The organism is Pseudomonas sp. GM48, from assembly GCF_000282335.1.
Taxonomy (GTDB): domain Bacteria; phylum Pseudomonadota; class Gammaproteobacteria; order Pseudomonadales; family Pseudomonadaceae; genus Aquipseudomonas.
Genome location: NZ_AKJM01000043.1, coordinates 28,818 through 43,568 on the forward strand (window position 1 = coordinate 28,818; position 14,751 = coordinate 43,568).

Annotated in this window: 7 protein-coding genes; 4 read left to right on the forward strand and 3 right to left on the reverse strand. The window is 57.1% G+C overall.

Annotated features, from left to right (window positions below; all coding sequences use genetic code 11):
• The first annotated feature begins 108 nt into the window (after positions 1-108).
• From lapG to PMI28_RS29085, 3 genes are all read left to right on the forward strand, one after another.
• Complete coding sequence (gene lapG / locus PMI28_RS21520; protein WP_007984170.1) at positions 109-816, forward strand: cysteine protease LapG; 708 nt, start codon at positions 109-111, stop codon at positions 814-816.
• Between the two features lie 22 nt (positions 817-838).
• Positions 839-2,779 (forward strand): cyclic di-GMP receptor LapD, encoded by a 1,941-nt coding sequence (lapD, locus tag PMI28_RS21515; protein WP_007984172.1) that lies wholly within the window; start codon positions 839-841, stop codon positions 2,777-2,779.
• Between the two features lie 130 nt (positions 2,780-2,909).
• Complete coding sequence (locus PMI28_RS29085; RefSeq protein WP_007984175.1) at positions 2,910-5,864, forward strand: carboxypeptidase regulatory-like domain-containing protein; 2,955 nt, start codon at positions 2,910-2,912, stop codon at positions 5,862-5,864.
• Positions 5,865-5,939: 75 nt separating this feature from the next.
• Here the strand turns inward: PMI28_RS29085 and PMI28_RS21510 are convergent, their stop codons facing one another.
• The gene (locus tag PMI28_RS21510; protein WP_033063161.1) at positions 5,940-8,144 is read right to left on the reverse strand and encodes an autotransporter outer membrane beta-barrel domain-containing protein; all 2,205 of its coding nucleotides are present in this window, start codon (positions 8,142-8,144) and stop codon (positions 5,940-5,942) included.
• Here PMI28_RS21510 and PMI28_RS30975 point away from each other — a divergent pair.
• Complete coding sequence (locus PMI28_RS30975) at positions 8,101-8,307, forward strand: hypothetical protein (protein ID WP_238540674.1); 207 nt, start codon at positions 8,101-8,103, stop codon at positions 8,305-8,307. The two genes, PMI28_RS21510 and PMI28_RS30975, sit on opposite strands and share 44 nt — an antisense overlap.
• 102 nt (positions 8,308-8,409) lie before the next feature.
• Here the strand turns inward: PMI28_RS30975 and PMI28_RS21505 are convergent, their stop codons facing one another.
• The gene (locus PMI28_RS21505; RefSeq protein ID WP_007984179.1) at positions 8,410-10,419 is read right to left on the reverse strand and encodes a hypothetical protein; all 2,010 of its coding nucleotides are present in this window, start codon (positions 10,417-10,419) and stop codon (positions 8,410-8,412) included.
• 325 nt (positions 10,420-10,744) lie between these two features.
• Positions 10,745-14,751, reverse strand: a 4,007-nt coding sequence (locus PMI28_RS21500) for a beta strand repeat-containing protein (RefSeq protein ID WP_007984181.1), incomplete at its 5' end; no start/stop codon positions are given.

Below are 14,751 nucleotides of genomic sequence, written 5' to 3' on the forward strand. Positions count from 1 at the left end.
TCCCTCGCCACAAAAAGCCGTCCACCGAACTCTCTCCCTCCGACGACCTGCCCTACCCCTGCAAAAACTCCACCTAAACTTCAAAAACCTAAACTCGAGCAGCCAGACATGGCCCGCAGTCTGCGTCGTCCAGGATGGCCAACGCTCCGACTTCGGCTCGGCGGGTGGTTGCTGCTGGCAAGTTTGCTACTGAGCGTATTCAACGGGGTCCAGGCCGACTGGGATTTTGCGCTGATTCTGCAAACCGTTGAAAATCGCTACGGCCCTCTTGGACTGGCGCGAGGCCGGCTCGAGGCATGGAGTCAAATGCTGCAGAGCACACGCGGCGTCCCCGAACAAGAGCAGCTCAACGCGGTGAACCGCTTCTTCAATCAGCAGCTGAATTTCCAGGACGACACGCGTATCTGGCAACAGACCGATTACTGGGCCACGCCCGTCGAAGCCCTGATCAAGGGCGCCGCCGACTGCGAGGACTACGCCCTGGCAAAATACTTCAGCCTGCGCCGGCTCGGCCTTCCCAGCGAGAAACTGCGCATCACCTACGTCAAGGCCCTGAGCCAGAACCAGGCGCACATGGTGCTGACGTTCTACAGTACCCCCACGGCCGACCCGCTGGTGCTGGACAACCTGATCGGCGAGATCCGCCCCGCGTCCCAACGCAAAGACTTGCTGCCGGTGTACGCCTTCAACGCCGAAGGCCTGTACCTGCCGGGCAAGAACGGCGGCAAGCGCAGCAGTGACTCGAAAAAACTGTCGCGCTGGCAGGACGTGTTGAAAAAGATGCAGGCCGAAGGGTTCGACATCGGCGACGGCTAGCCGCCATGGCAAGGAGCGATGTATGACACTGCGTAAACAGTTGTTCCTGGCCATCTGCCTGTTCCTGCTGGTGGCGTTCAGCGGCAGTTTTTTTTCCAGCCTGGAAAGCTCCCGCGAGCAAACGCTCAGCCAGCTGCGCGCCCACGCCCAGGATGCAGCCACCGCGCTGGGGCTGTCGCTGACGGCACAGGTCGATGACCCGGCAATGATGGAGCTGATGGTCAGTTCGATTTTCGACAGCGGCTATTTCAGCAGCATCCGCGTCATCAGCCTCAAGGATCAGCAGACGCTGGTGGAACGCAGCACTCCGACGCAAATCGACGGTGTGCCTGACTGGTTCGTCAACCTGGTCGACCTGCGCCCACAAGGTGGCGACGCCTTGATCATGCGCGGCTGGGAGCAACTGGCACGGGTCGAAGTGCTGAGCAATCCGCAATTCGCCTTGGCCAGGCTCTGGGACAGCACCCTCGGCAGCCTGATCTGGTTACTGTTGTGCGGTCTGTTCAGCGCGGTGTTTGGAGGCTGGATGCTGCGCAGGCAATTTCGCCCACTCGACAGCATGGTCCGACAAGCCGAGGCCATCAGTAAACGCGAATTTCTCAGCCTGCCGCAATTGCCACGTACACCGGAATTGAAACGGGTGGTACTGGCGATGAACCAGATGGTCGAGAAGCTCAAGGCGCTGTTCGTCGAAGAGGCTGCGCGCAGCGAAAAGCTGCGGGCCGAATCCTATCTGGACAGCCTCACTGGCCTGGCCAACCGACGCCTGCTCGATGAGCAACTGGCCGACCATTTACGGGTGTGCGAACAGAGTCGCGATGGCCATTTGTTGATGTTGCGGATCAACGACTTGAATGGCCTCAACCAACGTCTGGGCGGCCAACGGACTGACGCGCTTATCAGCGCCACAGGCGAATTGCTCAAGCGCCTGACGCAATTGCCGGAGCGTCGCACCTGGCTGGCGGCACGCAATCGGGGTGGCGAATTCAGCCTGCTGACACCGGGTCTGGACGCTGAAAATGCCGCGCGCCTGGCCGCCGATGTCAGCGCCAGCCTGGAGAACCTGCGCCTGACCGGCACCAGCGATTGCATGCCCGTTGCCCATCTGGGCGTTGTCGCCTACCGTCCCGGTGAGCCGATCGGCAACGTACTCCTGCGCCTTGACCAGGCGTTGACCGAGTCCCGGCAGCATCCCGAGCGACCTTGGGTTTGTTTGAGCCATCGAGACACGGCGCCGAATCATTCCCAGCACGACTGGCGCACCTGGATCGACGATGCCTTGACCGAAGGCAAAATGCAGTTGTACTTCCAGCCCGTCGTGCAATGCACCGACACCCGCCAGGTGCTGCATCACAAAGTGCTCGCACGCCTGCTCGATCCACAGGGCGAGGCGATTGCCGCCGGGCATTTCCTGCCGTGGATCGAGCGTCTCGGCTGGTCGGCACGCTTTGATCTGGCAATGCTCGAAGCCACGCTGGACGACCTGGTGGTCAACCGCAGGCCCTTGGCACTGAGCCTGTCCGGCAGCACCCTGGGCGATCCAGTGCAGCGACGGACAATCCTCGACCTGCTCGACTCCCTCCCGGAACTGGCGCCGCTGCTGACCCTGGAAATCGACGAGCGTCAACTGCCGTCCCCCGAAGTGCTGCAAAACTTGAGCAGCACATTGCTCAAGACCGGTTACCGCATCGGCCTGCAACACTTTGGCGGGCGCTTCAACCAAATCGGCAACCTGACCCAATTGGGGTTGGCTTACCTGAAAATCGATGGGGCCTATATTCGTGACATCGACGAGCAGACCGACAAGCGACTGTTCATCGACGCGATCTTTCGCACGACCCACAGCATTGATTTGCCACTGATTGCGGAGATGGTCGAGACACCAGGGGAACTGGAAATCATCCGCGAGTTGGGCGTATTCGGGGCGATGGGGCGGTTGATCGGAGCGCCAGAACCGATGTAACGGCCGCCCCACTTGATCCTGACCACTGATCCGATAACCTCGCCAACCTGTTATTTCTGACAGTAGTAAACCCGTCGCTCCAGGCTTTAAATCACTCCGTTACCCCCTATTAACGAACGGAGTCAACATCATGACCGCAAAACCACCGAGCGCCTCAACGCTCTCCCCCGAAACCTCAATCGAAACCACTGCAAAGGTGACCTTCGACGAGGTTCGCGATGCCAATGGCGACCTGGTTGAAAAAGACGACGTTACTTTCGATAAAACCCTGACGATCAAGGGCACGGCAGCGTCAAACACAGTGCTCAACTTGCGCGATAGTTTTAGGATTCTATATGAAGTCACAAGCAGGAATGATGGCAGCTGGGTCAATCAGCTCACCCTGTCGGACTTCAAGCGCTATAGCCTTTCCGTAATCGAAAAAGCAGGAGATCGTGATTTTTCCAATCCGCCCAATACTTTCGTCCTGGCGACCGAGACGCCGATCATCGAGAAAGTCACCGGCAATGGTGACAAAATTGAAGATGGCGGTACCTACGACGGTGACTCGCTGGAGTTCTCCGGCTATGCACCTCCCGATATGGAAGTCGAAGCGTTCAACGGCGATACACCCACGGGCAAGAAAGCCACTGTCGATCCCGACGGGTTGTTCACACTCACCCTCGACGGGCTCACCGCAGGCTCCTACAACATCAAGATCAGGGCAGCCAATGGCAAAGAGTCCGATGAGTTCACCTTCAAGGTCGTATTTGATGTGGCCTTGAGTCTCGATGAAGTCACTGATTCCAAGGGACCGATCCTTGAGGGCGGCACGACCTATGAGAATAAGGTGACGGTCAATGGATTCGCTCGCCCAGGTGAAGAAGTCCAGTTGCTCAATAACGGTAGCCCCATCAGCGATGCCACCGATACCGCCGAGGACGATGGGGCGTGGGAAATCATTATCGATGTGACACCTGATTCCTACAGCCTTACCGCTCGGGCGCTCGGTGAAGTGACTGCCCCACCGTACACGTTTATCGTGGCGCAGGACGTCAAGCTGAGCCTGGACGACGTCAAAGACTCCAAGGGAACAATCGCCGAGGGCGGCACGACCGATGAAGTCAAGGTGACCGTCAGTGGCCATGCCAGGCCTGGCGAAGCGGTGCAGTTGCGCAATAACGACACGCCAATCGTAGGCGCAACGGCGCCCGCCAGTGATGACGACGGGTCCTGGGAAATCGAGCTTGATGTGACTCCCGATGACTACAGCCTTACCGTCGAGGCACTGTATGGCGATGGCGAGATCTCCACCCCGCCCCGCACTTTTACCGTAGCGTTGCACGTCGAACTGAGCCTGGATGAAGTCACTGATTCCAAGGGGCCGATCCTTGAGGGCGGCACGACCTATGAGAATAAGGTGACGGTCAATGGATTCGCTCGCCCAGGTGAAGAAGTCCAGTTGCTCAATAACGGCAGCCCCATCAGCGGTGCCACCGATACCGCCGAGGACGATGGGGCGTGGGAAATCATTATCGATGTGACACCTGCTTCCTACAGCCTTACCGCTCGGGCGCTCGGTGAAGAGACCCCACCGTACACGTTTATCGTGGCGCAGGACGTCAAGCTGAGCCTGGACGACGTCAAAGACTCCAGGGGAACAATCGCCGTGGGCGGCACGACCTATGAAGAAAAGGTGACCGTCAGCGGCTATGCCAGGCGTGGCGAAGAGGTGCGGTTGCGCAATAACGACACGCCAATCGTAGACGCAACGACGCCCGCCAGTGGTGACGACGGGTTCTGGGAAATCGAGCTTGATGTGACTCCCAATCCCTACAGTCTGACCGTAGAGGCGCTGTATGGCGATGGCGAGATCTCCATTCCACCCAGGACCTTTAATGTTGAGACAGCAGTCACTCCAACAATCAGCGCCATCGAGGGTGCTTTTGGGCCTATTGATCCCAACACCACTACCATCGAAACGGCCGTGACAGTCAAAGGACGCGCCAGCAAAAATCAGAACATCGAGATATGGAACGGTGCAGAGCGATTGGCCGTGGCACAGGTCGACCCTTCTGGATCTTTTAGTAAAGGCATCAGCGGGCTGACTGCAAAAACATACAATCTCAGAATAAAACCACTTTATGGTACCGGTGTGCCTGACTCCGCAATTCGAAGTTTTACCGTCATCGATTGGCCTGATTCTGTCACGACTTTTAACGATGGTACGATCGGCGGATGGCAGAGAGGCATTGCCTTTACTCAGAGTGTCGTAGCCGAGGGAGTCCTCCGCAATACGACAACAGCGCTGTCTGGTCACGCCGGAGTCGTACTTTCAAAAGCATTTGTCTTCGATGCCAATGAGAAATACTCACTCACCTTTCGCGTTCGAAACTTTAGTACCCAAACTGCTTCCCTGACTCCGAAGTTCTCCGCAACTATGACCACGTCGCCCAACGAGCAGGTGTTGATTCCGGTTTTTGATGTTCCTAAAGACGGACAATGGCATTTTCTAGAGGCCCAATTTACGGTCCCGCGCACTAACAACTACACACTTAACATAAAAAGCAATGAAAATCGAGGTGGTGGCTCCGGGGCGGATGGAGGTAACGATTACGAACTGGATGACATTATCGTGCGTCAGATCAGACCCGAATGGAGCGACTCAATAACGGATTTCAATGATGGTAGCTTAGGGAGTTGGACCCAAGGGATTACCGCTAAGGGGGCAGAAATAATCAACGGCGTGTTTCGCAATGAAACGAAACGCTTGACCGGAAACGCAGGTATCGTGCTTTTAAAAAATTTCCGGTTCGAAAAAGATAGAACTTACTTATTCAGTTATCGAGTTCGTAACTTCAGTGGCGAAGCAGCAAACAAACCTCCAAGGTTGTCGGTTTCGAGTGGCGGCTCGACGATTTTGCCTGAGTATAGTATTCCCCGGGACGGAACGTGGTACACGAGGCAGGGAGAGTTTTCAGTACCCACAACCAACGATAGTATCCGGATCAACATAAACAGTCATGAAGACAGAGGCGGGGGAAGCGGAAGCGACGGAGGCAATGACTACGAAATTGATGACATTGTCGTTCTTAAACTTCGGTAAAAGTTGAAGTTTCCGTCAGTCCGGCAGAATGAAAAAACCGCTTAACGCGGTTTTTTCATTTACTAATTGCACCTACTAGAACCCGTAACTCACCCCCAGAGTTACTGACCATGGCTGTTCGTAGTTTTCCCCTTTGCCGTAATCGAGGTCCGCACTCACCCGTACCTTAGATGCCAAGGCAACGGACACTCCACCACCCACCTCAAAACCACTGCCCGACAAATCGCTGTTGAGCTCGTTGCCGTTGACATGCACATTGTCATTGTTGGCAAACTCATGAACCATCGCGACCCGCCCGTATGGCTGCACGACTGTGCCGCCGCCCATTTTGAAGTCACGGCCGGCAGCGACACCCAGCTTGGCGCGCAATGAACGCGTCCGGTCGCCGTCGGCGTCCATGCCGTTATCGAGGTCATAGCTCGCACCCTCGATAACCGCGGCTGACAATTGGGCGGAAGGCTTGACCCGCCAGTCATCCGCCAGCTGGATATTGCGGCCGACTTCCACCAGGGCGCTGACAGCCGAGTTACTGTAGTCGCCTTTGGCGCGGGTTCCATCGCTCAAACGAACTTTCGAGTCGTTGCGGAAATGGTTGAATTTCAGCGCGCCATCGACGTAGTAGCCGTTGTCCGGATCCTGCCAGCCAACGTATGGACCGGCGTAGAAACTATCGACCGTTGCGCTGCTTCCGCCTTTGAGATCAATGTCCGACTGGCTGTAACCGGCCAGCACGCCGACGCTCCATGGACCGTCGCCCAGACGGGTGTCGGCGCCCAGGGAAACGCCCTGTTGCCGCTGTTGATAGGCCACGCCCGCGCCCTCGCCAACGTTGTACTTGTTGCCGTAGGGGCGTACCCAAACGCCATGCAATTTGCCGTCCGATTGCAAGTCGCCCATGCGGTTTTCCAGTGATTTCAGCTCGCCATAAGAAATGGTCGACGCTGTGCGGAACAACGCCAACGCTGTCTGGGCACCGGGGCTGACCGTTTTGGTGGCGGGGTCGAGGAACCACTCTGTACCGCCGCTGCCATCGGTGGCACTCGCCAGATCGTAAGACCAGGTGCCCAGATCCACCCGCCCGCCGATCAACGAAAACTGCGCATTGCCGCTGGCGGTGCGCACCAGTGCCAATTGCTGCGCGGCCACCGCATCGGTGCCCGAAGCTGCGACTTCCAGCCCGAATTGACCATTGGCTGCGCCGGTCACATTGAGAAAATCACCGGCACCGGTTGAGAAATCGCCCTTCATGGCGAAGGTGCCATTGCCATCAAGGGTTCCAACGTTCAGTTGCCGGTATGCGCCCGAGGCATCACCGAAATCCACCCGGCCGCCATCCATGGTCAGGGTGCCGACCGTGTCATTGCCGGTCATGGTCCAGTTCGACTGGCTGAGCGTGACGCCAGTGACGTTGTCCAGGCGACCGGTGAACTGCGAGCCGTTTTGCAGGGTGACATTGGCGGTCGAGCCGTCTTCAACCACTACGTCGCCGGTCATCTGACCTCGATCGAACGTCAGGTTGGCGGTGCTGTTGTCAGTGACTTGCACGTTGCCTTGCAAGGCACTGCCAGCCACTCTCATCGCGGCCGTCGATGCGCCCAGCACTTCCAGCAGATTGCCGTTACCGCCCGCCAAGGTGGAACCGTTCAACACCTCGATTGTGGCGTCGACACCACCGTCCACCTCCAGCGCCGGTCCGTTGCGACCCACGACGCTCGAACCGTCCAGCACCAATGACCCAGCGCCTGCCGGAGAGTCTGCTTCAAACCGAACACCGGCAGTATCGCCGCTGATTTGCGTATTGGCGGAGGCGCGAACGGAACCGCCCGCGACGATCAGGCCGAAGCTGCCTGCGTCCGTCCCCGTGACCGTGCTGTTGATCAGGTCGAGGGTGCTGAAGCTCGTTACGGCGGCACCGGAGATGGCGCCACTGAAATGACTGTTTGTGGCGGTCACCACCGAACCCTGGGTCGAGTCGGGCTCCCGGTTGACCAACAGTGCGATGCTGTCAGCGGTCACCGTCGCCTGATTAATAGTGCCCCGGCTACCGTTGATGGTGATTCCGTCGCCGCCGGCGTTGCTGTTGATAGTGCCGCCGTTGATAGTGAGCGTCGAGCCACGTTGAATTGTGATGCTTTGTGTCGTGGCACCGTTCACATTGAGAACGCTGTTGTTTTGCACCAGATAGTCGGTGAGTGTGTTTGCTGGATCGATATCCAGCGTACTTCCGTTATCGACTATGACCGCTGCAAATGCGGATGAGCTCAAAAAAAAAGCTGGCATCAACGCCAGCGTTCCAATGGATCTTAAGGTGAAATTTGGGTTTGCTGCTGTGCGGATCGCCATGTATTTATATCCTTTCATCATTGCGCCCTCACTGAACAATGTCACCTGGAGGACTACGAAGGCGGCAGACGATACCGATTCTTCCTACGGAAAAATGTAGGATTAATCTCTGAATGCATCAGATAAAACCGCCACTCCCAATCCAGTCCACCGCACAATAAAAAACGCTTGAAAAAAACAGAGGCGCCGAAGCGCCTCCAGATTACTTGGTCAAGGGAGGGGGTAGATCGCAATAGGAGTCATCCCCATGGTTCATGGTGACGCGGAACTGTAGCCGATCAGAAGATATGCTGTATCCGTCTTGTTTCGTCGTGCAATTAAGCTTACACCAGCCATTGAATATGGTCTGGAAGACATCATGCTCAAAGAACACACTAAAGCCCGCTGCTGCTTCGGTTGCACTAGGTGTTTTGACCACCGTGGCGAATGCACCGTCTATCACAAGACCAAGCTCGTTTTTCCCGTCAACAACGACGTTTTCATATCCCTCGATGACAAACGTAATTTCTTTATCTGCATATTCTGTATCAGGGTCGAATGTCACCTCGACTGCAACCTTGCCCGTGTCTGGATCGCGAACCAAAGAGCCGCAATACACCGTATCACCATCACCATTGCCTGGATCGCCGGTAACTTTAAATCCCGGCGCAGGCATAGTAATTTCATCGACATACACATCAACATATTGATTTACGGCGACAGCAACCGTGTTATTTATATCTTTATGATAAACAGTGTACCCAACAGGCACTTGTTTATCATTCCCCCCTTCAGCAATATAATTTGCGGGGATCGGCATTTCCAGAAATTCCCCATCCTGTTCCGAACCGTTCAATTTCAACACTGTCGGCAGAGGCACACCATAATAGTGCCCCTGAATTTCATCATCTTTTTTGTGCCCGTCATAAATCAAGAAGCGTGCAGTAGCTCCCAGACTAGCATCCTGCTTGATCAAATAATTGTCTCTAAAAAACACCCCTTTCACATTGACAACATTCAATTTCGGATCTGGAGAACCTGGCAAACCAGGATTATCGGGATCAGGTTGCTCACCGGGTTTATCCAGGTGCACTTTCAATATTTTCGTAATTGGCGTATCGGGAACCAACTTGGTACCACGTTGAATCTGGTACTTGTATTCAAGATCTTTAAGATCAAGGTTCCCGTTATCCAGAAGCTCCCTGTAAGTAATTGGATCAACGAAGGGTGGTTCGCTCGGGATATCGATCACTTTTGCCGGTTGGTTACCGATGGTTCTGCGTAACTTATCATCGGGCCTCCAATTCAGGAACTGGTGCCTGCCGTGTACAGGCACTTGCGCATCTCTAAACAAAATTACCCGATCAGTTATATCACCACTTTCCAGCACTACGTCCAGCGTCAGATTCTTGGGCATGGGAATCATTGAAACAGGAACTGTAACGGGTGGCGACGCAGGGCTTCGATTGCCTTTACGATCCGTCACGTATGCAAACAAATCGATTGTACCTTCGTCTATCGTAATCAATGCCCTTGTAAGTTTCGTGGTTTCCAGTGCTTGTCTGGGCGACACGAGTTCCACGGTTTCAATAAGCGTCGAACTGGCAGTAGGCTCCTCATCCGCGCCTATCTCTCCCATCCAGAACTCAAACTTGTCACCTGTCTTGGCTCCGGTGTATGTATCTTTATAACTCAGTAACGCATGGGGCGAGACATCCTCAAAATACTCCGCGGTAAACCCCTCGCTTTCAATTTGATCAGGGTACTTCACTTTGTCGTCAAGTTTCGGTGCCTGGTCATCTACATGAATGGTTATCGGATCAGAATCCTTGCCATTGAGGCCAAACTTCACCCGATAGACGAGCTGGTGAGCTCCCGGTCTGTCGGTATAGCCTCTCGGAATCGTCAATCTTTTATCATCCGCCCAGTTGGCCGGCAAAGGGGTAGTGCCCTCGACAATATTGCCTATCAACGTGCCATCCCATTTTGCTTGCACCTCCACCTTAGTGCCGTCCGGATTACCGCCAGCGGGCAAGTTTGCAAACTTCAAAACCATCGGAAAGCCTTGGTTCAGGGAATGAACCTGATTACCCTCGTCATCATCCGTGGCCCCCAGTAATACAGGCGATTCCACCTCGGGTGCATCGTAGTCAGTCGGTCCGGGGACGCGAAGCTTTCTCCTTTTGTGCAGTGAACTGGTTTTCAACGTGCCTGATTGTTCAATGATGGTCATTTCGCAGTTCCTTCCTGTGATCGGACGTTCTGCCCACGTGTCGACTCTCGCCCCAATCACGAAGACTCGGCGCCAGTTTGATAAACCCGGTATGCGCGTGCCAAAGCAGGGCATCGAGATGCTCTGGCACACATGAGTGTTTAAGGAATGCTCACCCGTTTACTCATGGGTCGAGGCTTGATTTAAAGGCAGCGAAGAGGGGCTGGCTACTGTCAGAAATTACAGTTTTCTCTACCACTGGTCGGACATTCGCCTTTGTCTCTGGCAATAAAAAACCCGTCATCCCTTGCACCGGGATGGCGGGTTTTTTCGTTGCGTTGTCAGATCACACGGTATCCACCTTCAACGAATGATCGTTGAGCATGCCGTTGATGATGGTCGCTGTGTCATGCCCGCTCGCGACCACCCCACCTGCTCCCGCCGTTACACCGTATTGACTGGCGAGGTTGATGCCGGCCAGGTCGATGGTCTGGTTCGGTGCGGCACCGGCCATGGCGCTGACATCGATGCTGGTCACCGTCGACGGCCCACTGCCAGTGACGGTGAAGTGCAGGTAGTCATCCAGCGAAGCCGCGGTGCCGTTTTCCCCTTGCAGCAATTGCGACAGGTCGAGCTTGTCGGTGCCGGGCGTGAAGTCGGTGATCAGATCATGACCGCTGTTGCCCTTGAGCCACTGGAAGGTATCGATCCCTGCCCCGCCGGTGAGGGTGTTGCTACCCAGGCCGCCGATCAGCAAGTCATCGCCACCTCCGCCATTGAGGATGTCGTTGCCCAGGCCACCGTTGATCACGTTGCTGTTGTTGTCACCGCTCAGGGTGTCATTGAAGTTCGAGCCAGTGAGGTTTTCGATGCTGGTCAGGGTGTCGGTGCCGGCGCCCAGTGTGTTTTGCGCACCGAGCAGGCTGAGGTTGACCGTCACCCCGGCGGTGGCATGGGCGTAACTGGCCGTGTCGATGCCCGTGCCACCGTCGAGGAGATCGTTGCCCGGGCCGCTGTAGAGCCAATCATTGCCAGCGCCGCCGTGCAGATCGTTGTTGCCGGAGCCGGCCGTGAGCACATCGTTGCCGTCGCCGGCATTGATAATGTTGTTGCCGGTGCCCGCCACCAGTACGTCATCGCCGCTGGTGCCGGTGAGGGTGTGACCATCCTGATAGCTGATGGTCAGGTTGGCCGAGTCGCTGCCGCCATGGTTGTCGTTGGCGGTATAGGTACCGTGGTAGTCCGGGGTGCCATCTTGTGCCCCGGCATAGTTGACGGTCATGGTCAGCTGATAGTTTTCCGCCGCATTCGTATTGCCGTTACCGGGGTTGGTGATGTTGGTTATGTGGATCTGGTAAGTGCCATCTGCACTTGCGGTGATGGTGCCGCCATCGGCGATGCTTACGAACGCCCCACCGTTGAGCGAATACTCCATCGTGACGTGCCCGGCTGCCAGGTCGTGATCGAGGTTGAGCGTCTCACCCTGTTTCAGCTTGACCGTGATGAGGTCTTCATTGTTGCCATCGGAGCTGTTCGCTTTGTCGAGATAGCCACTGATCACCAGCAGCGCCGTCATGGTCGCCGCGTTGGCCGCAAAGGCATTGCGCACGTCTGCCAGACTCTGGTTGGCGGGGGTGCTGTTGGTGCCGGCGAAGCTGATCGCACCGGTGCCGGTGAAGTCCGCGCCCTTCGCTATCCAGCCGGTGTTGAACGAGGTCGGTGTCGCCGAGAGTTGATCGCCATTGGGGTCGGTGTCGTTGGCCAGCAACAGTTCGCCCGGTACCACGATGGTCCCCGAGAGCACATTGGTGATGACGTGGTCATCGGCGGCCACGGGCGGTGCGTTCGGTATGATTTTGACCGTCAGGGTGGAACTGACCAGGTCGCCGTCGTTATCACTGACGGTGAATCCGATGGTTTCGGTGATCAACACCGAGGTGGTTTTCTGCGAAATGTAGGCGTATTCACCGGTGTCGAGGTTGATCTGCAAGGTACCGCTGTTGTTGGTGGCAATGCTCAAGGTGTTGTCCACGGTATTGAACGTGCCGTGGTTGAGCCCGCCGCTGAAGTTCAGCGAGCCCTGGTTGCTGTTGCCGCTCGGATCGTAGGTGTACGTGGTGCCGTCCACCGTGACGGTTTTGATGAAGCCGCCATCGGCGCCGAATGAACCGCCTTCGCCCAGCAGCGAACCGGTCACCGGTGCGCCGATCACCGTGCCGGACAGCACCGAGTTGAGCTGGTTGAGGTCGGTCACCACCACCGCATTGGTATCGGTGTGGCTGCTGCCGTCATAGGCCAGTGGATTGAGGTTGGCGTTGCTCACGCCGCTGCCCAGGCCGATCGCGTAGTTCTTGATGCTGTTGGCATCGAGGAAGGCTTTCAGCGCGGTCTCGTCGGCAGTGCCGATTTCCTGGCCGGTGGTGGGCTTACCGTCGGAGAAGAAGTAGCCGACGTTTTGCGCACCGGTCAGTTTGCCCGAGGTGTTGAACGCGGTCTGCATGGTCGCCACGGCCGCGTCGTAGTTGGTACCGCCGTTCGCGGTGAGGCCGGCCAGCAGGGTCTTGGCGGTCGCAACATCGACCCATACCGAAGTCATGTCGGTGGCACTGCTACTGAAGGTGACGAGTTGCACTTTCACATCGCCGAGGTCGTCGTATTTATCCAGCAAGGCACTGATGGCCTGCTTCGCCAGTTCCAGCCGCGACAGGTTCGACACGCCGGAAGGGTCGGCCATGCTGCCGGAGATGTCGAGCACGATCAGCAGGTTGGAATCGATCTCCACCGCCGCCACCGAGCGATCCGTTGCCACCGCCTTGGGCACGTCATCGACAATGTTGACCACGATGATGCTGGTGCTGCTGTTGCCCAGCGCATCGGTGGCTTTGTAGGTGAAACTTTCACTCAGGCTGTTCGGCCCGTCGTTGGCGTTCGGCGAGGTTTTCGGCGCCGAGGTCAGGGTGTAGGTGTAGCTGCCGTCGGGGTTGAGCAGGATTTGCCCGTAAGTACCGGTGGCACTGCCGACCAGAGTGTAGGTGAGCGCACCGCTGGCACCCGAGACCGAACCGACCAGGGTGCCGGACGCGGTTTCGCCAGTGTTGCCCGGGTCGCTGCCGGTGACCGTACCGGCGGCCAGGTCCTGACCGTCCTTGCTCAGGTCGAGGGCTTTTTCGTAGACCGTCACATCACTATCGGGGTTGGCCTTGATGTTGCTGTTGGCCACATCGATGGTGATGGTGGTGGTGCTTTCATCACCATCGGAATCACGCACGGTATAGGTGAACGTATCGGTGGCTCCCGGATCACCGACCGAATTCTGGTTGCTGTGATACACCGCGTTGCCGTTGGCATCGAGGGTCAGGTAGCCATAGGTGCCGTTGATCTGGTTGCCCAGCCCGCCGATGGCCGACGTCGCGGTATTGCTGCCGGCGCGCACGCCGACCACCGTCGCCGGACCATCGGCGCCGCTGATGTCGTTACCCAGCACACTGATGTTGACGGTGCCGCCCTCCACTACCGACGACGAGTCAGGTTTGGCGCTCGGCAGGTCATCGACGATGTTGACGTTGATCTGCCCGGTCGCACTGTCGCCGTCCGTATCGGTGGCAATGACGTTGAAGTTCTCGGTCAGGCTGTTGGCGCCGTTGGCCGTCGGATGGGCTTCGTTGTCGTTGAGGGTGTAGCTGTAGCTGATCACTCCGGTCGCCGCATTGAATCCGGTGACGGTCAGGGTGCTGCCCAGCGGGGTGGTGATCGATTGCGGGAAGCCGGCGGCCACGCCAGCCGTGACCACGGCGATACCGCCGACGGTCAGGGTTTGCAGGCCATCCAGCGCGGTGACGGTGAAGGTGCCGCTCTGGGTCAGGGCCGGTGCGTTGGGGCTGCTGCCGTCGCTGAGGTTTTTCTCGAAGACAGTGAGTTCGCCACCCTGAACGTTCAAACCGCCAATCGTGATCGGGTCATCGTTGTTGTGGATCTGCAGCACCAGGTAGGCGCTGCTGCTGTCGCCATCGGCGTCCGTCAGCGTATAGGTGAAGGTTTCCGTACCGTCGCCGCCGCCGTGCAACGCCTTGAAATCGGCATCGCTGGTGTTGAGGGTGTAGGTGTAAGTGCCGTTGGCATTGAGCACCAACGTGCCGTAAGTGCCGGTGAAGGTACCGGGGGTGATCGGGCCGGCGTTTGCGCCGAGCGGCACGCGGTCGGCGCCTTGCACATCGTTGCTCAGCACGTTGCCGTTGAGGGTCAGCAGGGTTTCCGAAGCGGTACTGGTGTTGCTGTCGTCCACGCCATACGGCAGGTCGTCGACGATGTTCACGTCCAGTGAACCGGTGGCAGTGCTGCCGTTGTCGTCGACCA

Coding starts and splice junctions, on each gene's coding strand:
- PMI28_RS30975 (WP_238540674.1), top strand. CDS start 8,101: ATGACCGCTGCAAATGCGGATGAGCTCAAAAAAAAAGCTGGCATCAAC.
- PMI28_RS29085 (WP_007984175.1), top strand. CDS start 2,910: ATGACCGCAAAACCACCGAGCGCCTCAACGCTCTCCCCCGAAACCTCA.
- lapD (WP_007984172.1), top strand. CDS start 839: ATGACACTGCGTAAACAGTTGTTCCTGGCCATCTGCCTGTTCCTGCTG.
- PMI28_RS21505 (WP_007984179.1), bottom strand. CDS start 10,419: ATGACCATCATTGAACAATCAGGCACGTTGAAAACCAGTTCACTGCAC.
- lapG (WP_007984170.1), top strand. CDS start 109: ATGGCCCGCAGTCTGCGTCGTCCAGGATGGCCAACGCTCCGACTTCGG.
- PMI28_RS21510 (WP_033063161.1), bottom strand. CDS start 8,144: ATGCCAGCTTTTTTTTTGAGCTCATCCGCATTTGCAGCGGTCATAGTC.